Origin of the sequence: Nocardioides sp. T2.26MG-1, from assembly GCF_950101795.1 — a bacterium.
Lineage (GTDB): Bacteria > Actinomycetota > Actinomycetes > Propionibacteriales > Nocardioidaceae > Nocardioides.
Window position 1 is genome coordinate 100,036 of record NZ_CATNLZ010000032.1, and the last position, 20,006, is coordinate 120,041.

At 66.7% G+C, this 20,006-nt stretch carries 21 protein-coding genes; 5 read left to right on the forward strand and 16 right to left on the reverse strand.

What is annotated here, in order from left to right; translation table 11 throughout:
• Position 1: 1 nt before the first annotated feature.
• Together QQZ14_RS15505 and QQZ14_RS15510 are read right to left on the reverse strand one after the other, a co-directional pair.
• On the reverse strand, positions 2-1,318 hold the full coding sequence (locus QQZ14_RS15505; protein WP_284535253.1) for a conjugal transfer protein TrbL: 1,317 nt from the start codon (positions 1,316-1,318) through the stop codon (positions 2-4).
• A gap of 27 nt (positions 1,319-1,345) precedes the next feature.
• Complete coding sequence (locus tag QQZ14_RS15510; protein ID WP_284535254.1) at positions 1,346-1,663, reverse strand: DUF6112 family protein; 318 nt, start codon at positions 1,661-1,663, stop codon at positions 1,346-1,348.
• Positions 1,664-1,752: 89 nt separating this feature from the next.
• Between QQZ14_RS15510 and QQZ14_RS15515 the strand changes: the two genes are divergently transcribed.
• The gene (locus tag QQZ14_RS15515) at positions 1,753-3,036 is read left to right on the forward strand and encodes a hypothetical protein (RefSeq protein ID WP_284535255.1); all 1,284 of its coding nucleotides are present in this window, start codon (positions 1,753-1,755) and stop codon (positions 3,034-3,036) included.
• A gap of 166 nt (positions 3,037-3,202) precedes the next feature.
• Positions 3,203-3,382: a DUF3024 domain-containing protein gene (locus tag QQZ14_RS15520; RefSeq protein WP_284535256.1), complete on the forward strand. Its 180-nt coding sequence runs from the start codon at positions 3,203-3,205 to the stop codon at positions 3,380-3,382.
• A gap of 1 nt (position 3,383) precedes the next feature.
• On the opposite strand, the gene QQZ14_RS15525 is transcribed toward QQZ14_RS15520, so the two are convergent.
• From QQZ14_RS15525 to QQZ14_RS15565, 9 genes are all read right to left on the reverse strand, one after another.
• A complete protein-coding gene (locus tag QQZ14_RS15525) occupies positions 3,384-4,124 on the reverse strand; it encodes a DUF6349 family protein (protein ID WP_284535257.1) in 741 nt (246 codons plus the stop codon).
• Positions 4,121-4,414: a DUF6112 family protein gene (locus QQZ14_RS15530; protein WP_284535258.1), complete on the reverse strand. Its 294-nt coding sequence runs from the start codon at positions 4,412-4,414 to the stop codon at positions 4,121-4,123. Before QQZ14_RS15530 ends, QQZ14_RS15525 begins: the two co-directional genes overlap by 4 nt.
• A gap of 6 nt (positions 4,415-4,420) precedes the next feature.
• A complete protein-coding gene (locus tag QQZ14_RS15535) occupies positions 4,421-5,506 on the reverse strand; it encodes a M23 family metallopeptidase (protein ID WP_284535259.1) in 1,086 nt (361 codons plus the stop codon).
• Between the two features lie 3 nt (positions 5,507-5,509).
• Positions 5,510-6,187 carry a hypothetical protein gene (locus QQZ14_RS15540; RefSeq protein WP_284535260.1) on the reverse strand — a complete coding sequence of 226 codons (678 nt, stop codon included), beginning with the start codon at positions 6,185-6,187 and terminating at the stop codon, positions 5,510-5,512.
• 27 nt (positions 6,188-6,214) lie between these two features.
• Positions 6,215-7,201 carry a ParB/RepB/Spo0J family partition protein gene (locus QQZ14_RS15545; RefSeq protein WP_284535261.1) on the reverse strand — a complete coding sequence of 329 codons (987 nt, stop codon included), beginning with the start codon at positions 7,199-7,201 and terminating at the stop codon, positions 6,215-6,217.
• Positions 7,194-8,042, reverse strand: coding sequence for a hypothetical protein (locus QQZ14_RS15550; protein WP_284535262.1), 849 nt, complete (start codon positions 8,040-8,042; stop codon positions 7,194-7,196). Before QQZ14_RS15550 ends, QQZ14_RS15545 begins: the two co-directional genes overlap by 8 nt.
• Complete coding sequence (locus QQZ14_RS15555; RefSeq protein ID WP_284535263.1) at positions 8,039-8,227, reverse strand: hypothetical protein; 189 nt, start codon at positions 8,225-8,227, stop codon at positions 8,039-8,041. Before QQZ14_RS15555 ends, QQZ14_RS15550 begins: the two co-directional genes overlap by 4 nt.
• Positions 8,228-8,409: 182 nt before the next feature.
• On the reverse strand, positions 8,410-9,417 hold the full coding sequence (locus QQZ14_RS15560) for a bifunctional DNA primase/polymerase (protein ID WP_284535264.1): 1,008 nt from the start codon (positions 9,415-9,417) through the stop codon (positions 8,410-8,412).
• Between the two features lie 470 nt (positions 9,418-9,887).
• Positions 9,888-10,715, reverse strand: coding sequence for a GIY-YIG nuclease family protein (locus QQZ14_RS15565; protein WP_284535265.1), 828 nt, complete (start codon positions 10,713-10,715; stop codon positions 9,888-9,890).
• 93 nt (positions 10,716-10,808) lie between these two features.
• Here QQZ14_RS15565 and QQZ14_RS15570 point away from each other — a divergent pair, with 93 nt between their 5' ends.
• From QQZ14_RS15570 to QQZ14_RS15580, 3 genes are all read left to right on the forward strand, one after another.
• Positions 10,809-11,324 carry a hypothetical protein gene (locus tag QQZ14_RS15570; protein WP_284535266.1) on the forward strand — a complete coding sequence of 172 codons (516 nt, stop codon included), beginning with the start codon at positions 10,809-10,811 and terminating at the stop codon, positions 11,322-11,324.
• Between the two features lie 676 nt (positions 11,325-12,000).
• Positions 12,001-12,357: a hypothetical protein gene (locus QQZ14_RS15575; protein WP_284535267.1), complete on the forward strand. Its 357-nt coding sequence runs from the start codon at positions 12,001-12,003 to the stop codon at positions 12,355-12,357.
• Complete coding sequence (locus QQZ14_RS15580) at positions 12,354-15,230, forward strand: hypothetical protein (RefSeq protein WP_284535268.1); 2,877 nt, start codon at positions 12,354-12,356, stop codon at positions 15,228-15,230. The genes QQZ14_RS15575 and QQZ14_RS15580 overlap by 4 nt, the downstream gene beginning before the upstream one ends.
• Before the next feature lie 213 nt (positions 15,231-15,443).
• Here the strand turns inward: QQZ14_RS15580 and QQZ14_RS15585 are convergent, their stop codons facing one another.
• Genes QQZ14_RS15585 through QQZ14_RS15605 form a run of 5 tightly spaced genes read right to left on the reverse strand, consistent with a single transcriptional unit; the run spans position 15,444 to position 19,971 of the window.
• A complete protein-coding gene (locus QQZ14_RS15585; RefSeq protein ID WP_284535269.1) occupies positions 15,444-18,554 on the reverse strand; it encodes a LysM peptidoglycan-binding domain-containing protein in 3,111 nt (1,036 codons plus the stop codon).
• Positions 18,551-18,976, reverse strand: a complete 426-nt coding sequence (locus tag QQZ14_RS15590; protein ID WP_284535270.1) for a TadE/TadG family type IV pilus assembly protein — start codon at positions 18,974-18,976, stop codon at positions 18,551-18,553. The genes QQZ14_RS15585 and QQZ14_RS15590 overlap by 4 nt, the downstream gene beginning before the upstream one ends.
• Positions 18,973-19,407 carry a TadE/TadG family type IV pilus assembly protein gene (locus QQZ14_RS15595; protein ID WP_284535777.1) on the reverse strand — a complete coding sequence of 145 codons (435 nt, stop codon included), beginning with the start codon at positions 19,405-19,407 and terminating at the stop codon, positions 18,973-18,975. The genes QQZ14_RS15590 and QQZ14_RS15595 overlap by 4 nt, the downstream gene beginning before the upstream one ends.
• Positions 19,407-19,811: a TadE/TadG family type IV pilus assembly protein gene (locus QQZ14_RS15600; RefSeq protein ID WP_284535272.1), complete on the reverse strand. Its 405-nt coding sequence runs from the start codon at positions 19,809-19,811 to the stop codon at positions 19,407-19,409. Before QQZ14_RS15600 ends, QQZ14_RS15595 begins: the two co-directional genes overlap by 1 nt.
• Positions 19,783-19,971, reverse strand: a complete 189-nt coding sequence (locus QQZ14_RS15605; RefSeq protein WP_284535273.1) for a hypothetical protein — start codon at positions 19,969-19,971, stop codon at positions 19,783-19,785. Before QQZ14_RS15605 ends, QQZ14_RS15600 begins: the two co-directional genes overlap by 29 nt.
• Between the last annotated feature and the right edge of the window lie 35 nt (positions 19,972-20,006).

The following is a 20,006-nucleotide window of genomic DNA, read 5'->3' on the forward strand; positions in this document are numbered from 1 at the left end:
TTCAGTCCCTCTTCCCGTTGGGCTGGGCGGGCATTGAGTCCGCGACGTGGGGTGGCATTGGTGCGCCCGAGGGTGAGACAGGGGTCTTCTGGGCGGCGTCTGCCTGTTGCGACGCGGCACCGCCGACCGCCTTGCCGGTCCGGACTCCAGCCCTCGCGGCCTCTTTCGCCACAACAACGCCCGCTGCGACGCCGCCAGCAGCAGCCCCGCCCGCGGCAGCCCCGCCCGCGGCAGCCCGGCCTCCTCCTGAGGAGGCCGCGGCCGCACCTCCGGTCGACGGACCTGTCCCGGTTGGCGCGGCGGTCGGCGCGGGTGAACCGCCACCATGGACCCCACTTCCACCGCCGTCGAGCACCTTGCTCGGCTGCGAACTCGGAGCACGGTTCATCGGGATCGGCATCGGGCGGTTGAGCGCCGACTTGCCTTCCTGCTCGGACGACATCGCGTGGTACATGTCGAAGCCCATGAAGTTGATCGCCTTGTAGGTCATGTACGGCGCGAACCCGGCCATCAGCATCAGCACGACGCCGGCGATCGGTTCGGAGACCGACTGGATGTCGCTGTCGATGGGTGCGGAGACCTGCGCGGTGGCGAGCAGGAAGATCACCACCAGGACGACCTTCGAGAGGATCAGGGCGATCACGAACGATGCCCACTTGCTTACCCAGCCGCGCGTGTGGTCCCAGCTCGACCCCGCGAGGGCAATCGGAGCGAACACGATCGCGATGAGCAGGAGTGCCTTGCGGACGAGCAGGCTGATCCACACGATGCCTGCCGCTCCGATGGCAAGGCCAGCGATGAAGATCGTCAGGATCGCACCCGCGCCGGGCGCCGCGAGGTTGAGGCCGACGAGGCCGGCGGTAAGCAGGGCGACGCGGTCGCCCATCTCCTCCATGTTGGTCCCAGCCGCGTTGACGATGCCGATGCAGAGCTGGTCGGTGACCTCCAAGGCCGTCGCCAGCAGAGCGAGCGCGACGAAGGAGCCGAGGATCGACTTCGCCAGCCCGAGGGCTGCTCGCGACAGTGCGGCTGGTTCGCGTCGGATCATGCCCCCGATGACTTGCAGCATGAAGAAGCCGAGCATCACGAAGACGGCGATGCCGAAGAGGATGTTGTAGACCTTGGTGTACTGACTGCTGGTGACATCGACCATCGTGGTTGAGTCGAAGACCTTCCACACCGCATCGAACATCCAGCCCGCAGCGTGCCCCATGCCCTGAGCCAGCCAGTCGAAGGGCGCTGACACCAGCGCTCCAGCCGCGTCGCCCGCGACATCGCACACGGGTGAGATGACAGGTACATCGCAGACGTCGACCATCGTCGTTTTCCTCTCATGCTTGCCCGGTCAGACGGACTGGCCGACGTTCCAGAAGAAGTTGACGAGGGCGACGGACGCGCCGGTGATGATCGCGGCACCGAGCCCGACCAGGACGCCGAACTTGCCGCGACCAGCCAAATGCGGGTTGGACGAGTTCGCGCCGAGTGCCCAGACAACCGCCGAAACGATCAGCGCGAGCACGGCGAGGATGAGGCCGACGGTCATCGTCGCGCCGACGATGTTCTTGAGCTGGCCGATGCCCGGCAGTCCGTTGGAGTTCGGGCCGATGTTGATGTCTTGCGGCAACAGCGACAAGACGGCGGTGGGTAGTCCGAGATTGATCACGATTCCTCCTGAGTGAGTGAACGGCTCACTCGCTCAGGTGTTCGGGCCGTGCCGCCACGAGTCTCGGAGGTGTACGGAACAATGTCGGCATGGACGATAACGAGCAGCCTAATGACGGTGAGCTGGTTCCCGTTGAAGGCGGCGAGCACGTCGTCATAAGCGACGGAGATGGTCTTGCCGTAATCGGAGACTCACAGGCCGTGGAGCAGTACCTCCGCCGAAAGGGCCTGTGGGAGGCATCGACGAGCCTCGACCTCAGTTGGCTTCGTCCAGTGCTTACGTTCGGCGCCGAAGCGGCCCACTCAGCCGCAGAGGCAGCCGCCAACTCGGGCCGATGGGTGAAGCTGACCGTGGAGTCAGCGGAGGACGCCAAACAGCATGGCCTCATGGACACAAAGACGCCGGGTGTGCGTTGGTTGATGGCAGGGAAGCCCGGCGACATCAGCAAGTGGCTGGCGACCGAGACCGGGCCGATGGCGTCCGCCGCCACTAACCCGGAGGCTCTCTCCGGACTTGCTTCCCTCCTCTCGAACGCCGCAGGTGCAATGGCTCAGCTTGAGAGGAAGCACGAGGTCCGTGAGATCTCGGAGCTTCTCACCGCCATCGACGGGAAGCTCGATGACGTACGACGGGCTCAGCGGGACGGGGTCTTGGCGAAGCTGGACGGCGTCTCGTTTGCGATCAGCGAAGCGTTGAGCATCCGCGAGAAGACGGGACATGTCTCCGCGCCGTCGTGGTCGAAGGTTCAGCATCTCACTGCGGACATCGCTGAGATCGAATCGAATGCCCTTCGTGCCCTGGACGCGCTGGCGTCGAAGGCAGGATCGGCCGCGAAGGTTCGGGAGTTAGCGAAGCACGCACCAGAGATCGCCAGTGAGGTGGACGTCTGGCTATCGGTCCTTGCTCGGTGTTTCCAGCTCCACGAAGAGGCCGCTGTGCTCGAACTCGACCTTGTCAGCGAGGTCGCCCCGGCCGACCTCGACGGCCACAGGCTTGCGTTGAGAGAGTCGCGCGACGGACTGCGCGAACGCATTACTAACACGACCATCGGGCTAGTGGGACGGCTCGACAAGGCAGCCAAGGACGCAGACGTCCAGGTCCTGCTCCACTCGCGCAGCGTCAGCGCGATCGTGCAGTCGAGCAACCAGGTCGGGGACTCGGTCATCGCGTTCCACGGACCTCTGGGTATCGAGGCCGAGCGCGAGACCGTTTCGTCCACTCGGTGGCGGACCGCCTTGGGGAGGCCCACGCAGCTCAAGGCGGCAGCCAAAGAGGCGGGAACAAAGGCAGCGTACGGAGCCGGCGCCGCGGTCCTCACCGTCGGGAGCGTCCTGGTAGCACGCGCGGCAACCGACAAAGATCTCGGCGCGTAGGAGGGCCGACAATGGCGCTTCCCGAGACCGACCTGGCCCGCATCAGGAAGTGGTGCGACTCCATCTGGCCAGAGCATATGTGGGACAAGGCGAGGGTCGAGGTCGACGTCGCTCCGACCCAGGTGACCATCGTCGAAGTCGCCGACCCGACTGGATGGGTGGCCCGGTGCCGACGCGATTCCCCATCGCTCGACTCCGCTACACGAACGCCACCGGCCAGTGGGCGATCTACTGGCGGGATCGGAACCTGAAGTTCCACGAGTACCACCACAAGCGGCCCTCGCAGAACGTCCAGTCGCTGCTCGACCACATCCGCGACAGCAAGGACCCGATCTTCTTCGGTTAGTTCAGTCGCCGAGGCCGATGCCAAGCGACGTCGCGATCCGCGTGGGCTCCAGCGGTGGGTGCGGCGTACGGCGAATCGGTTTGGCTCCCTCGACGATGCGGTCCGGGTTGATGGCCGTATGGGAGATGTCGTAGCCGCCCCAGGGTGAGCGGCCAGGGACGTGCCGCGTGCCGAAGGGGCGACGCTCCGTGATCATCGGCGCACCGGGCACCTGCATGGACTCGGGGTAGTGCTCGGCGATCCACTTCTTCGTGGCTTTGGACATCTGGTCCCTGTCCATCGCGCGCAACCTCGCCGGTACGATCGGGAGTTCGCGCCAGCCGGGGAGCGCGTGGTCGTGCCACAACTCGACAGCGACGTTCTCGTGGTCGGTGATCGCGTTCCACTCGCACGGTTCACAGATCGCCTGGTACATCAGAGCGCCGACGCACTGGCACGAATCGTGCCGGTCGGCGTGCTGCCACGGCTCGCAACGCAGGTCAGTCGTGTAGAGCGCGAAGCCGTGGCCCGCGACTCGGGCGTTGTCGGGGACCGTGATCGAGTGGCGCCACATCCGGCTGTTGACGTGGGTCGTGTCATGTGAGTGCAGGAACACCCAGTGCTCCATGGCGGCGTCAAGCTCTGCCGGCGGGTAGTACGCCGTCGTGAAGTGCAGCGGCGCTCCGTGCCATTCAGGAACGGCCTCCAGGCGGGCCTCGTGGAGCATCCCCGCGATGTCGAAGGCGAGTTGCTCGTCGGTCACAGCGTTGCCCCTACGTCGAGGAGCCAGTTGGCCCATGCAAGCGCCCCGCCGGTGAGTACCGCGCCGCCGAGGGCGACGAACAGCCCGACCTTCGCCCTGCTCGCGGTCTGCCAACTGCCTTGAGCAGAGCCGACGGCCCAGATCGCCGCGGAGATGACAACCATCAGGACGGCGACGATCAGCCCGTAGGTCAGCAGTGCGCCAACGATCGCGCGGAGCTGGCTGGCGCCGCCGACAGCACCGAAGTCGGGGCCAACGAGGGGTACAAGTGCGGGGATCGTCATGGTCATCAGGTGCTACGCCCGAGCCGTCCAGTGCAGGTGGTCGTAGTGTCCCCCGGTCACGCTGGACGGGTCGTGCATTCCGCCGCCGTCGTACGGACGCCAGCCTTCGGACGCTCGCGCTACCGACCAGATTCGCCCCTGCCAGATGAGGTACTCGACGCCGAGGGTCTCGGCGTTGTCCTTCAGCCAGTTGGTGACCTTCCAGCCGAAATCGAGCGCATGGCCGCTTGCTGCGGTGCCGATCGAGTTGCCGAAGGTCCCGTCGCAGGCACGACCGAGCGGGTGCTCCGACTTCGTCCCCGGTCGTGGCGACCAGCAGGCCCAGTGGGAGTCCGGGAAGTTCTTCTGGACCTGGGAGAGGATGTGCGCGGTCCGCTGTGTGATCTGTCCCTCCGAGGTGGGGTCTTCGACAAGGCCGTCGGGACTGTCGCCGGGGTACGGCGACGCCGGACCACCGTTGGTGCATCCCGCGTCACTCGTGGCTGAGCCACCCTCGACGTTCGACGCGCCGTTCGAGGCCATCCAGGGCTCCGGGTCGACTGGTGCAGCGCCGGTGCCGCCGGGTCGGACCTCGAAGTGCAGGTGTGAGCCGGTGGAGTAGCCGTCGGAGCCGACGTCGGCGATGTACTGCCCAGCGGTGACGGTATCGCCGGCTTCGACATGGATGCCATCGGCGTACATGTGGGCGTAGCCGGTGGCGACCCGCTTTCCTCCGACGGTGTGCTCGATCAGGATGAGGTGGCCGTAGCCCGTGGTTGGTCCGGCGAACGCCACGCGGCCGTCGGCGGCGGCGAGGATGTGTGTCCCGGCTGGCGCGGAGAGGTCGACGCCGGTGTGGAGCTTGTATTCGCCGGTGATCGGGTGGACCCGCATTCCGAAGCCGCTCGTGTTGACCCACGTCCCGGCCGGGAGCGGAACTACTACCCGAGCGGTCTCCGGGAGCGTGGGTGTCGTGCCGTCGACCGGAGTAGATGCCGGCGAGATGAGGCACTGGTTCTCGGCCTGCGCAGCTGGGCTCAAGAGCGCTCCAAGACCCAGCAGGATGCAGGCCGGGGCGAGAAGAAGCGAGACCAGTCCGCCAGTGACGACCTTGCCCATCGGTCAGTCCAGCGGCTTGTCGAGCATCGACAGCCGGAGCAGGTGACACTCGGGGTACGACGGCGCGCAGACGAGGAAGACGGTGAATGCCACGTCGTGCTCGGACGAGACAGGCTCGCCCTCCCAAATTCCGGAGCGGTGGCGCGTGCCGTGGATCGTGAGGGCCGTCGTGCCGGGAAGCAGCTCGTCACCGGCCTGCGCCTCAGCCTCGGCCCACTTGGTTGGGGTTCTGACCGAGTCGACGGTGAGCCATTGCTCGGTCTCGTACTTGGTCAGTTCAACCCACGCGTCCTGCGTCGGCAGGTAGTTGTCGAGGTCCGACACCAGGCCGGGCGTGGACTCGCCGGTCGGGTCGGCGACTTCGATGAGTACCTCGATGTGGTCGGTCCGGGAGACGAGCGTCAAGGTGTCCCACGCGAAGATCGCCTCAGCGACCTGACGAGCGAAGGTCTCGGGGTCTGAGGTCGGGCGCAGCTCAGGGAGTGCGGTCACTGCCGGGACCTCGTGGACCTCCGTCAACTCAACCGGCGCCTGCGCCTTGGTCGACGTGGCGCTGGGTGAGTGCGCCTGGCGGACCAACACGGCGTACGTCACGAACGCGATCAGCAACAGGGCGGTTGCGACACCGGCGACGATCAGGCGTCGTCGGCGGAGCTCGTCAGGGGTGGTCACGTGGAGCATCAGCCTGGCCTTCGTGAGTCGGGGTGGTCACGACTCAGGTGTGCCGCCTGACTCCTTGGCCAGGGTGACGGCCTCGGCGAACGCCTTGGTCTCGTCGATGACGCGCAGGAAGAGCGCCCAGTCATCAGGCTTGATCTCGCGGGCGATCTGCTCGACGTCGTACTTCTTCGACCAGCCGTCCAACTCGGCCCACTTGAGGTTGAACGAGCGTGTCGATCGCTTCCGGTTGGCGGCCTCTTCCTCGCGCCGCCGCTTGTTCTCCTGGATGCGACGGCGCCGGTCCTCCTTGGCCTGCTGGAGGGCCTTCTCGGCTTCCTCGTTGAGTTTGTCCTCGGCTCCAGGCGCCATCATCGCGGCGATGCGCTTGGCGGCCATCACGCGCTGGTACCCAGGGTCGACCGGACCGCCGTTGCGGATTGCGGCCAGCTCGTCCTCGGCGACCTGCCGGACGTCCTTTGGGAGGGCACGGTCAGCGGCCACGCGCTCCATCTCCAGGATCGCCTCGAGCCGGTTGTGGGATGCCCGCTGCGTGACCAGAAGGGCCGCCTGGTGTCGCGTCCTGCCGGGTGCTCCCGGTGGTTCCGATTCGGAACCACCGGGTTGACCTGCAGTTTTGTCATTCTCGTGTCCGAACTGCGACGCCCTCTGGCGACGGGCTGCATCCTCCTGGAGGAGGGTCTTCATCTCGTCGTACAGGTGCGCGGCCTCGATGTTGGAGAGCGGCTTGTGGGTGACGTTCTCGTCCCGCTCGGCGAGGAGCCGGGTCAGCTCGTCGCTGATCCCCGACCGCACCCACACGCGCAACGTGCTCCAGCCGAGATTCTTGGCCGCTTCGAGCCGGCGGTAGCCGCAGATCAGGTAGCCATCGGGTGTGATGGTGACGGGTTGGAGCAGGCCGACTCGTTTCATCGAGTCCATCAGTGGGGTCAGGTCGCCAGTGTCGCGGCGGTGGCGTTCGCCGACGACGATGGTGCTGACGGAGCGGTCGAGCTCGATGTGCCCGCGTTCAGACATAGCTCTCACCTGGCTCGCTCTCGAAGTCCGGCGCCGCCGCCTCGACCATGTGGACGAGTCCGTGGTCGTCGAAGAGCTCGGTGACGGCGAAGCCCATGGCTGCGCGCTTGAGGAGTCCGAGGCCCCGCGTTGTGCCCTCGAAGTCTGGGTGCGGGTCACCAAGCACGGCGCGGAGCACGTCGATCCACGCGTCTTGCCCGATGTCCAGGAATCCTGGGCCGTCGCCTTCTCGGAGCAGAGACTTGTAGGCGGTCTGTGGCTTGCCGCAGCGACTGAGCCGAGCGGCGATGTACTCCATTCCGAGCCGCGCACTGGTGGGCGGCCAGCCGAGGTCTACGAAGAACTCCACGACCTTGTCGAGGGCGAAGAAGGCGTTGGTCGGCTCGCCGTCAGCGTTGTCCTCCTTCTCGGCGTACGGATCGGCCATCTTGGCGAAGAAGTGGAACGCCGGGTGATAGTCCGCGATCTCCGAATCGCGATCCGCGAACCGCTCGGCGTCGTGGTAGTTGAGGCCGGCCGTCTTGCGCGCCTGTCCGGTCGAGCAGAGCAGTCCCTCGGCGCGGGAGTCGTAGATCAGCGAGAGCTCGACGGCGTGGGTGACGACGGCCCACGGGTCCTCGGCGACGCGAGTGGATCGCATCCGCATCACCTCGAAGGCGGCGACGGCAGCATCGCTTGGTTCGAGGCCGTGCTTGTGGGCGAGGCCGGCGTACTTGTCCATCGTGTAGGTCATCAGCTCGGCGGCTTCCGGGCTGGTCTGCCACGCGCGCCGTCCGGCGTACGCGAGGTCGAGCAAGAGGAGCCGCAGCCCCTCAGCGGTTGCAAAGGTCGGTGCGGTCATAGCCCGAGTCCTTCTTGGTCGGTGATGCTCGGGCTTGTGGTGTCGGGTCGAGCGATCGAGGTGCGGGTGATGCGGCGCGACGCCTTGGAGACGGCAGCGCCAGGGGTACGACGCGCGCGGCGGGTCAGCTCGGCCTGGAGGTCGATTCCGCGGCGTACGAACTTCGAGCCGAGCAGATTCGGCATCTCGCTGGGACGAACCCAGGCGACGCTCGGCTGAGATCGGTCTGTCTCCTGCCTGGCACCGGAGCTCGGGACCGACGGGTCCTTGTGGACGGCGAGCGCATCGACCGCCTTCTCGGCGTCCGGGGTCGGAGCAGGTTCTGGGGGAGTGCGGTCGAGGTGGCGCACGTAGGGGTCCGGCGTGTTCACAGCCCCACCGCCTCAACCGCGTTCGTAGGGCGCGGCTGGCTCGCCGGCCCGAGTCGAGTCGCGATCCGGTACGCCGACCGGATCGTCGCGATCGCCTCCCGCTCGGGAAGGCCAGCGGAATACGCCGCCTCGCCGAGCAGTGACGTCGTTGTGCTCAGGTCATGGCCCTCTTCGGCCATCCGGCAGGCCGCCCAGAACAGGCCACCGTTACGGCCTCCTTCGGGTCGGGTTGCGACCCAGGCGGCGAGCTTGTCTGGCCTCGCGCCGACGGCTGGGAGGTCGGCGGGCGGATGCATGGGCCGGGGCGGGTCGAGGAACCCTCGGAGCCCGTTGGCGTTCACCGCGCCGGGAGGGTGGGAGGCGACCGCGATCTGCTCGTAGCTGCGGGTCACGCCGTCCTCCCCGGTCACCCGGGAGGGCGGGACGATGATGTAGCCGCCGTCGCCCCGGAAGTCGATGTGCTTGCCCGGCACCTGCCACGACCGCTGCTCGCGCTCGCTTGGGTGGAGGAAGTAGGCGTGCAGCCCGCCTGACGGGGTGCGGACCAGCCAGGCCCAGCCTTCGACGAAACCGGCCCGTCGTGCGTGCTCGAAGGCGGGGTAGCCGGAGCCGGTCTGGTGAACATCGACGTCGACCACATCGATGCCGCCGGCGGCGCCGGTGGGCACACCGATGTTGGCGTCGGGGTGTCGCCGCCACCAGAGGTCGATGACGTCCCGCTCGGCGGCGGCGTCTTGGAAGCCGTGGGCGGTCAGCGGGCGCTTGCCGCCGGGGACGCACGGAAACACGGGGACGCCGTTGACCCCCAGGTGTTCCGCCGCCGTAGCGAGATCCGGTGCGTTGACGATGTCGTTGAGGAGCCGCGGACTCCACCGGACTGTCGCGGCTCGTGCCTGGTGCAACTGGTTCATGCACTCGACTGTCCTCAGCCTGCGCACCAAAACACGCCCCTCCTGAGAGCGCCCTCCAAGGGAGTGCGCAGGAGGGGCGGAGAACGTCGTCACGCGTTTGTGCAGGTCACGGACCCATCTGGCCGCGCCCCTCCGAGAGTTGAAAGACTTTGGCGCAGGGGGGTTGCGCGACCCAAAGGGATGATTCATCGCGCAGTGGCCCAGACGGCAGCGGTGGAGGGGTTGGCGTCGATCGCGGGAATGACCCAGTCGTCTGTTCGCTCGCCTCGACCGCCGTTGGCGACGTAACCTGCGTCAGCATGACGCTCATCCGTGACGACAACGGCAAGGTCTACTCCTTGATGGAGTGTCCTCACTGCGATGTGTACGAGTCTCACGAGGCCGTCCCGGACCGTGACGACGTATTCCAGTGCGCGCGATGCTTCGCGATGTTCGGAGACGCGAACTAGCGGAACGCAAGCGGATCGCCGCTGCTGGTTCGCAGGCGCCGGAAAGGACGCGGATCGCACGATCGGCCATCGAGGGCCGAGTTGGGTCTGCAGCGAGCGGTGCAGCCAGCACGTTCAGTTCTTGTTGTGCCCCAGCGACCGCGCGTGCAGCACGTTCTTCCAGTACGACTCGCGCTGCAGGACATGGTCGTCGTCGGTACGCATGGACCAGTACTCGAGGAGAGCGAACCGCATGTTGGTGCGGTAGTACTCGTCGCCTTTCTCCTCGAGCAGCGCTTTCAGCCCGACGTTGCCGCCGTGCAGCGTGGCCGCGTATGTGACCCAGCGCTGCCAGATCCCGGTGTCCCCGTACGCCGAACCGACATAGCGCAGCCCGGTCTCCTTGTCATGGATGACGTAGACGCCCTTCATGCTCTCTAACGCGATCCGCCAGTCGGCCCGCGCTTGAGTGACGACAGCCTGAAGATCGGCGAGGCTGTGGTTGATCCGATCGTGCCCCGGGAACGGGTCACCGGCGAACGGCTCCTGGAGGATCGATGAAACCGTCATCGTGGGCAGCACGGACTCCATCGTCCGGCGCATGTTCCGGCCGGACCTCTTGTGGCGGATCCAGAGGCGGCGGACGAACGGGCCCATCAGGTCCTCACGAAGCGCCACCGTGTACGAGTGGGCCTGCTGCGTTGACCTGCGCTCCAGGACTTCCCAGATCCCGCCGAAGAGCCAGAGGGTCGCGTCATGCTTGTCCTGAGCCACCGAGAAGACGAACTCGCGATTGAAGTCGTCCTTCACACTTCGCCACGAGTTCCACCCCTGCCACTCCTCCTGGTTGCTGGCCAAGACGTCAATTGGGTACTTGACCTGATTCCAGACGGCGAAGTGGACCTTGTACTGCCTGGGATTGAAGCCCTCGGGGAGCAGACTGGTCAACGGGATGGCCTCCATGGCCGGACCATAGCGGGGAGCGACCGTTAACGAAGATGAAAAGTCCCTGGCGGACGCCGCGCTGTAGATACCCGATCTCTTCCGAGGAGCTTCATGATCGAGATGGGCGAGAGCCTTGTCGGTGCCTACCTTCGTTACGTGAAGAGCTGCGACATGGTCCTTTACAACGAGCGCACCGAGGCACAAGGCGAGATCGATGTCATCGGCGTGCGCGGCGGCGACGTGCCCGAGGTCTGGCTCTGTGAGGTGGCCACTCACATCGCGGGTCTCGGCTATGGGGCCGACTTCGGACAAATGACGAACAAGATCGCCAGCAAGCTGGAGCGCGCCGCCGCCTTCGCACACAAGCTCTTCCCGAGTCACGTGACCCATGTCGAGTTCTGGGCGCCGAATGTGCCGGTGGGGAAGACGACAGACTGGTTCACCGAACACGTGGAGCTCAGCTCGGCCAGCGGCGTTGAGGTCACTTTCGTGATCAACGCCGAGTACACCCAGCGCCTGCAGGAACTGGTAGACCTTGCAGCGAAGGACACCAGAACACCCAGCGAGCCGGCGTACCGGTTGTTACAGATCCTGACCCATACGCGCGGAGGCAAGTTGACCCTGTAGATGCGGTGCTGGCCCGAAGCGGGGTCGGGCGGATTCGCGGCGATAAAGCGCTGGGTGTCCATCACCGGCGCAGCTGGCCAGCGACCGCGGTCGAGTCGCAAATGGGGCGGATTCGACCGGGATAACGGCGACGTCACGCGAGCCAAGCCCGCTTGAGCTCACGTAAACGAGTCGCGAAATCGTCAACTCGGCGGGTCTCGCCCAGCGGGCCGCTTACGCTCGGTGGACTCACACTCGTCGCAGAAGGGAAAGGGTGGGCGTGCCAGATAGAGGCGCGGGCGGTTCCGACGGCCCTATCGCCAGTCCCGATGAGTCCGGTGCTCCGGAATCATCGGTTCCTCAGACCTTCTGGAATGAGGAACGGGTCCGTTTGTTGGAGGCGCTTCGACGGCGCAGCGAGTTGTTCGCCGACCTGTACCGGCGAGCCATAGATGCGTTGAGTGAGGACCCGCCCGTGACTCACGGTGCATTAGTCGTGGCCGCGCATTGCATTCGAGACCTCGTCAATGCACTGCCGGACGTCTTGCATGACGTCGATGCCCTACCGGCCAGGAGCGACACCTCGACTCCCGCCCAGTTACTGGTTCAGGAGTGGCAAGTCCACCAAGACGTTGTGGGGCCCCTGGAGCAGGTCATACCCGTGCCCGGTGCCGTGGATGGTGAAGCGGCACCCCGCATGACGGTTCCCGTGTCAATCGTTGAAGCCGCGCGGCGCGTCGCATCGGCGACGCACGCGGGCAGCATGAATGCCCGGCGCAGGCACAGCGCCCTGGTTCTCGGCCGGGTGGAGACTAGAGAGGATGCGACCGTCAACCTCTTCCGCGACAGCCTGAGAGACATTGAGCGAGTCCGCCATCCCGGCAGAGGACGCGAGGTCGACATGGACGACCTCCGAACCAGGTTTCCGCGGGCGCTTCAGGTGGTGGAGGGCGTCCTCCAATCCAGGCTGACCAACTTCTTCGAGACGGTCGATGACTTGAGCGACCTTCTCGATGCGGCGAACGAGCGCGAGGACGGAGCGGTCGACATATGACAGAGGCACAGCAGACTTGGCGGGAGCCGGACGCCGACTTGGTCCGGCGCGCGATGTCACGACTGGGTGACCTTCAGCATCGGAGGGTCTTCTACGAGAAGTTGGAGAACCCTTTGTGGGTCGACGCCCTCGACCGCGAGGGCGTGTTCGACAGCCCTCCTGAGTTGGTAGTGAACGAGGACGGCACCGCCCATTCCGCGCCGTGGCCAGAGGGCGGCTATCTAATCCGCATGGCGTCGTCGGTGCCTGGACCGGTCGCACGCATCCTGCAACGCACCTGCACGAGCACCAACCCTTACGTTCGCCAGTTGATTCTCCGCGCTGCAATGGCGTTGCCGCCGGACCATGCCGCGCCGTTCGCCAAACCGCTCGCTCAGTATCTGGAAGAGGGCAGCCTCGCCCACGCGAGAGAGGTGGTCGACCTCGCTGAGCGCCTCGCCGAGAGTGGCAAACGCAAGGCCGCGATGCGTCTCCTTCAAGGCGCCTTCAGACCCCGAGCGGGCGAGGAGGCCGCCGGGCTCGGTGGGAAACGAACCGTGAAGACCGGCTTGGAGCGCTACTGGTTCGAAGATGGGCTTCCCGACGCCGTCAGGATTCTGGTCGCCGTCCAGCCAGAGAAGGCGCTCACGACTCTGGTGTCGTGGCTAGAGGCATTCATGACCGCCTCTGGCGAATATGTGCCGGGTCGTCTTTACGACCTGAGCCACATCTGGCGCCCCTCCATCGCCCCTCACGAGCAGAATCAAGGTAGCGAGGAGTTGGGCGACGCCCTCATCGACGCGGTCCGAGACCTTGGCGTCAGGGACGTCCTCGGCGGGCGAGACGTCGCCGACGTAGTGGAGGTCTTCGAACGCAATGGCCAGCCCCTCAGTCAACGCATCGCGCTCCATGTCTTAGCCGTCACCTCTCCGGACACTGACGCCGCGCGCGATGTCGGATTCGAGCGGCTGCTGATGCCTGCCCTCATGGACAGCGACTATCGACACGAATACGCCAGCCTGGCGCGTGCAATCCTGCCGCTCGCGTCTGAAGAGCAAGTAGAAGCGTGGGCCGGCGTGTTTGATGCGGGCCCTCACCTCGACGACGAGAAGTTGGCCGAGGCCGCCGAACACCGGAAGTTGGAAGGGGAGACCCTCGAGGACTCCAAGGTGCGCTACCGGGAGGTCTGGCGGCTCAAACTGCTGAGCGCCATTAGTCGCGACGGCCTTCCGCCTCGGTACGTGGACGAGCTGGCCTCCTTGGAGGAGCGCTATGGGGTTATGGACCACGCGGAGTTCCCCTCGTATTCGACGTCGTGGGTCGGGCCCACCAGTCCCGTCACCGAAGAGGATTTGATGTCCTACGGCGTGGCGGACCTCATTGAGTACCTGCGCACGTGGAGGCCCGGGAGGCCGGAACCCTGGGACCCGTCGAAGGAGGGACTGGCGCGGGCTCTGCAGGCAGTGGTGGCGAAGAGGAGTGAGGAACTGTCGGCCGCGGCGGCCGCCTTCGCCGACTTGGAGCCCACCTACGTACGCGCCCTCTTCTCCGGCCTGAGCGACGCCCTGAAGAACGGCGAGCCGGTGGTTTGGGAGGACCTTCTGGTGTTGGCGGCATCAGTCGCCGTCAGGGAGGACGACGGGTCCGAAGTCAGCGGGTCTATGGACGAAGACCTGGTGTGGCGTTTCGCGCAGCGGTCCATGGCCGCGCTGATCGAGCAAGGCACTCGAGAATCGGACTACGGCATCCCCGGCCCGCAACTCGTGCGAGCGGTGGACGCTCTGGAGCCGCTCGTCTCACATGCGGACCCCACCGTCGAGCATGAGGAGCGGTACGGCGGCTCCAACATGGACCCACTGACACTGTCGCTCAACACCACGCGTCCGGCCGCAATGCGCGCACTCATCCGTGTAGCTGCGCGCGCCAAGGAGATCGCTGAAGAGGAGCAGGCGGCTGACGCGTCGGAAGAGGTCGTGTCTCGGGTGCTCGCGTTGGTCGATGCGCGTCTTCAGCCCGAAAAGGACCCGAGCCTGGCGGAGGCGGCCGCACTTGGAGAGGGGTTCGGGCGGCTGGTCTGGGTCGACCGCGGGTGGACCGAAGAGCGGTTGTCGCTCCTGCTGTCGGCGGATGCTTTCGGCGACGTGATCGGCTCAACAGCGCTCGCGACCTATCAGCCATCGAGAGTGCTGCTCGAAGTTCTGTCGCCCTGGGCACGCATGGTCCTGGAGCGCGTCGCACGGGGTGAAGACGTAGTTGCCGGGTGGCGACGGGATCGCGGTCCGGTTGAGGTCCTGGGTGACCACCTGATGATGCTGAGGCTGTGGGATGCCATCCCGCCGGACGACGAACTCCTGACCCTGTATTTCGAGCAGGCGCCTCTGGAGGCGCGCGCGAAGGTGCTAGGCCATCTCGGCTGGCTATTGGGGCGTTCGGACGACGTTCCGGAGGGCCCCTTGCGACGCGCGATGGACTTCTTGGACACGCGAGTCGTCAGGGTGCGCAGGGGCGACACCGACCCGCAGGAACTCGACGGGTTCTACTGGTGGGCGCGGAGCGCCAAGTTCCCTCCCGAGTGGTGGCTACCGCGGCTTGAAGAGGCGGTCCGGGCACCAGGGTTCAACCCTCGCGGCATGCTCGGCGAGGTTCTGGAGGAGAGCGCGTCGCTAGCGCCCGCCAGCGTTGCAAGGATCCTCGAACAACTGCTAATCCATGGGCGCAACGAGCCTTTCGGTCGATACGACCTCATTGAGCACGCGCCAGGCATCCTCGCAATCGCCTATGAAAGCGGAGACGGAGACGCGGTCGCGGCGGCGGACCGCGTCATGGACCTCCTGGGCCGTGCCGGACACGTCGAGATTGGCGACGAGGTGTCGGCACGACGCCAGCGCGAATAGGGCCCCAGTTTCGCAAGCTCGATAGCCCGTACTAGGGCCAAGGAAGGTGGCGCTTCGTTGCGGAAGTGCCCGAAAGTGAGCCGGTGACCATCTCGGAAGGCATCGCTCAGAACGGCCGCTGTGCACCGCCTCTAGGCACGCCCTTTCTGGGCGAAATGCAGCAAGGCCCGCAGCCGGGAACTCGCGATCTCCGTTGCATCGCGACGCCCGGGATCAGGTGGGCGGAGGACGTTTGGAGTTCCCCCAGCGCTCCTTGCCGACGATGTCTCCCGTTCTCTCGGGGAGGTCAATGGGCGGGAGGTAGTCGTCAGTGCGGTTGAACACGTCGTCGTTGAGCATCTTCTCGACCGCTTCGCCGTGGCCCTCAGCGGCAGCAACCTTCACGACGTCGAGCCGACAGATGTCGTCGTAGGGCGCTGCCTCGCAGGCGGTCTCGGCGATGGTTCGCGCCACGTCGAGCTCACCCTTCGCGAGCGCGTCGACGACGAGGAGGTGCGCGGTGTCGACGATCGCGCAACCGACAGTCTCGTGAACCCGTTCGGTGTCGAGCAGCCAGCTCCAGCCCTTGTCGCGTAGCAGGCTGAACGGAAGCCCCTGGACCAGGGACATGGCGGTCCGCAGGTCCGCGATGCCCTCCGCGCCACGCGCCTGGCCGCGGGCACGCAATCTCCGGAAGAGGTCCAGGTCGACGAGCACGTCCAGCACTTGGTAGGTCTTCACGCCGGTCTCCAGATAGACGGGCGACTCGTTCGCTGCCGGGAGGTAGGGGCCGCCGGTGCGCGGGTTTGTCCCGAGCCAGTCGCGCAGGGCGCTGACTTCCGTCCTTGCCCTCGACGCGGCAACTCCGAACGTGTCGGCCATCTCGCTGGCGGTAGCGCCCTTGGGGTGCAACGCGAGATAGGCGAGGATCTCTGTGAAGTACGGTCGGCGCTTCAGAATGACCGGCTTGGCCTCGCCGTACGCCTCTGCGCTCACTGGACCGAGAAGCACCAACCGAGGACGCTCGACCTCGGCGTCGAACCAGTCGGCGACGTCTTGGTCGAGCGTTGGATCGGCTTCCTCGACCGTACGGCGGACCTGCTCTGGCACGACCGGGGCCAGAGTCTCGACATCCTCGACGGTGGTCGCGGCAACCTCGACGTACTCCCCGGCCGACTCGGGCAGGAGTGAGCCTTCGCCAGTCGGTCCCTCCTCGCGAACGTCGGTCAGCTCTTCGCGGAGGGCGCCGGCCCGGTCAGCGAGTGCCATCCAACCGTCGGCGGCTTGCTCGAAGGGCGCGATCTTGACCGGCTCGCTGTCGCGGGTGAGGTCGACGATCGCAGCGCACGCCTTCGCCTCCTCGCTGGTCAGTCCGGCGGCTTCGAGGTCGAGTCCGAGGGAGGGCGCACGCAGACGCCCGGTCGGATCGACCTCGATGACCGTGGATGCGGGGAGGGGCGCAGCCAGGGACACCAAGGCCGTGCCGATCCGGGAGGTCGGCGAGTGAAGGAGCGGTGCAAGTTCGTCCGTCCCGTCGCCGGTCGTGATGACCACGCCGTACGGGTCGGGGTCTCCCCAGCCGTTCTCCTGCGACGCGGTGAGGGAGCGGACCAGAGAGGGGACCACCTGCTCGCCGGTCTCGTGATGACGCAGGCGGAGGCTGTCGAGCGGAGCGAGTTCCTCGCCCAGGCCGATCACGTTGACCTCGACGATGGCCGACCACGGGTTGAGGGCGAGTTCGGCAGCGATGTGTCGCGCGAGTGCCTTGCCGCGCTCCGGGTCACCGGCCAGTGCGACGACGCAGAGTTGCTCCAGGTTCACGAGGTGGAGGCCGTCATCGTCCTGCCCGATGGTGACGAGCAGTGGGTAGGGCGGCAGCACGTCGCTGCGCTCGGGCAAAGCTTCACCGAGGGCGAGGCGCCAGTCGGAGCCTGCGCCAGTCCACGGTCCCGGAAGGTCTGCGTCCTCGGCGAGGTGCAGGGTCACCGTGCCTTTGGCGAGCGTGGCGGTGACGACCTGGGGCAGCGCTCGTCCTGCGTCCGAGCACTTGCCGGCGAGGTGCATCAGCGCCCTGTCGAGATCCTCGATGACCTTGGTCAAAGGCGCCCCCGCGACGAAGGCGGTCTTCTCGACCGCTCGGAGTTCCTCGGGAGGAGGGGCGATGGTCTGCCCGGGCCGGCGGTAGCGGAGTTGGGTGTTGCGGTGCGCGCGTACGGCGAGCAGCAGCAGCGACGCGAGAACTGCGCCCGCCCCGGCGAGGCCGGGCATCAGCCAGCCGGGTGCCGACGACTCAACGTCGTCTGCCTCGTCGGTGCTGCTCACGGCAGGCGTGGGTTCCTGGTCCGCCGACTCGGTCGGCTCAGTCGTCGGCTCGACACTCGGGGGCTCGACCGGCGGGGTCACGTCAACCGGTGGTTCGACCTCGACGGGCGGCTCCTCCGGGACCTCGGCATTGTGCTTCGCCCGCCCAGGAATGGTGATCTCCCAACCCGGCCGGATCAGGTCCGGGTCGGTCAGCGTCACGCCGTCGGGCTGCACGGTGTCGCGGGATGCCTCGAAGAGCTCGGGGTAGCGCATCGGGTCGCCGAGCCTCGCCTCGGCGATCTCCGACAAGGTGTCCCCAGGCTGCACGACGTACTTCTGGGCGGGACCGTCGGTGTCGACCTCCGACGCCTCGTACGGCACCTTCAACACGGTGCCGGACACGATGAAGTCGGGGCGCCCGTTCAGGACCCCCTTGTTCAGGTCGACGATCTCGGTGAACCGGGTGCCATCACCGAGCAGGCGTTCGGCGATCTTCCACAGGCTGTCGCCGCGTTTGACCGTGTAGTCGATCGTCGTCCTCACCGTCGTTGGCGAGTCTGCGCTGGCAAGGAGGGGCGCAGCCTGGGGGAGGAGGGGCGCAACCTCGACGGCTGCGAGTCGCGGCGCTTCGAGGACGGGCGCAGTCACGGCACGGGCTGGCGGAGTCGGGAACGTCGCGACCACGGTGGGAGCAGCAACGAACAGCAGTGCCGCCGCCGCGACCAGTTGGCCCACCGCCCGCTGTGGAGCGCCGAGTCCAGGCAGTGTCGGAGTCGGGAGACCGCGGACCTGCGAGACGACTTCCAGGACGAGGGAGACCGCGACGACCAGCCATGCCAGCCACGCCACGCCCGCGATGACGACCATCGCGAGCGTCCCGTCGTCGGGGCTGGTCAGCAGGCTCCGAAGCGAGCCGAGATCGGCCCTCCAGGGAGCGGCACCAATGCCGATGAGCAGGAACGGCACCCCGGCGACGAGAAGCAGGAGGGCGAGCGTGGCCGCGAGACCGCGAACTCGCTGGGCAAGCGTGGGCTGAGTCATTGTTCGCTCCCCCCAAGGTTGCGGATAAGTCGTGCCGAGGCAGTGCTGGTGACGGTCAGGTCACCGATGCCGATGAAGCTCAGGAACTTGGGCTCGTACTTGTCGGTCACGTCGACCGTGATGGTGTCGCCGCCCGTCACGGTGACCGTGCCGGTGACGCCCGAGGCGCTCAGGTAGTCCTCGGCCGCGTTACGTGCCTTGACGGTGTCCACCGCGACGTACTCACCCTTGATGGCGGGCGCGGCCTGCACCTGCTCGCCGCCTGTCCGGGCTGCCTCGGCGGCGATGTTGTGGGCGCGCTGCTTGGCGTGGACCTGTCCGCCGAGGTCGACGGCCAGCCCGACGAGCATCATCATCACGAAGCTCGAAACCGCCAGCCAGATGCTGATGGAGCCGCGTTCACCGCGAGTTCGGTGCGTCATGCCCGCTCCCTCCAGGTGTCCAACGGCGAACTGCTGGTGGACTTGATCAGGCGACTGCCTGGGACGCCCGGAACGGAGAGATCGGCCAGATCGAGAAGGCATTCCACGGTTGCCGAGACCGACCCGGCCTCGCCGACGGTGTTGCCGAAGTCGGACACGTCGACCGACACCGTGACGCTGAGGCAGTGAATGTCTTGGTTGGCCAAACTGGCCTGCGCCGCGGCCTTCGCTTCGCTCGTCGCCTCGGACGCCGTACGGGCGATGGAGGCGGTGCGGACGGCGTCGGCGGCAGCGGACTCGACGGCCGAGTGGGTGGTGGCGGTGCGGCCACCGAAGATGATGAGACCGACGAACAGCACGAAGGCAGGCAGGCCGACAGCGGCCTCGACCGCAGCCGAGCCTCGCTCGTCCCTCATGCGCGTCCAGGTCATCACGGAGCGGTCAGCCTCTCGACGGGCAGCGACGCCGTCTGGACGATCGCCGGGCTCCAGCCCGGGATCACGCTCAAGCTGTGACCGGTCACTGTCACGGTCACCGTGGTGGCGGTGCGATTGGCTGTCGCATTCGCGCCGGTGAGTACGTCGTCGCCACCAGCGTCGGCGATGAACGAGGAGGCGGCGTTGACGCCGTCGGCCTCCTTGCCGTCCTCACCGCCAGCGGCCCTCGCGCCCTCCTGCGCAGCGGCTATCGCCACCGTTCGGGCGTGGTAGATCAACGCGGCCTGCGTCCCGAGGAACATCACCGCGAACAGTGCAGGCAGCAGCATGACCAGCTCGATGGTTCCCGAGCCGCGTTCGTCCCGCCGCCTACCTGATGTTGCCGGCTTGGCTTTCAACGTAAGCCTTGATGGCTGCGACGACGATCCCGACGATGGCGATGACGGCCACGGCCCAGAGCACATGCTCGGTCGTGACGGAGCCTCGCTCTTTGCGGACCCGCAGGCGCGGATCGACGCCCAGATGGAGCATGAGTAGGAGTGCGAGCAGTCGGTTCATAGTGGTGATTCCTTTCCTGGATGGGTTCCCTTTCG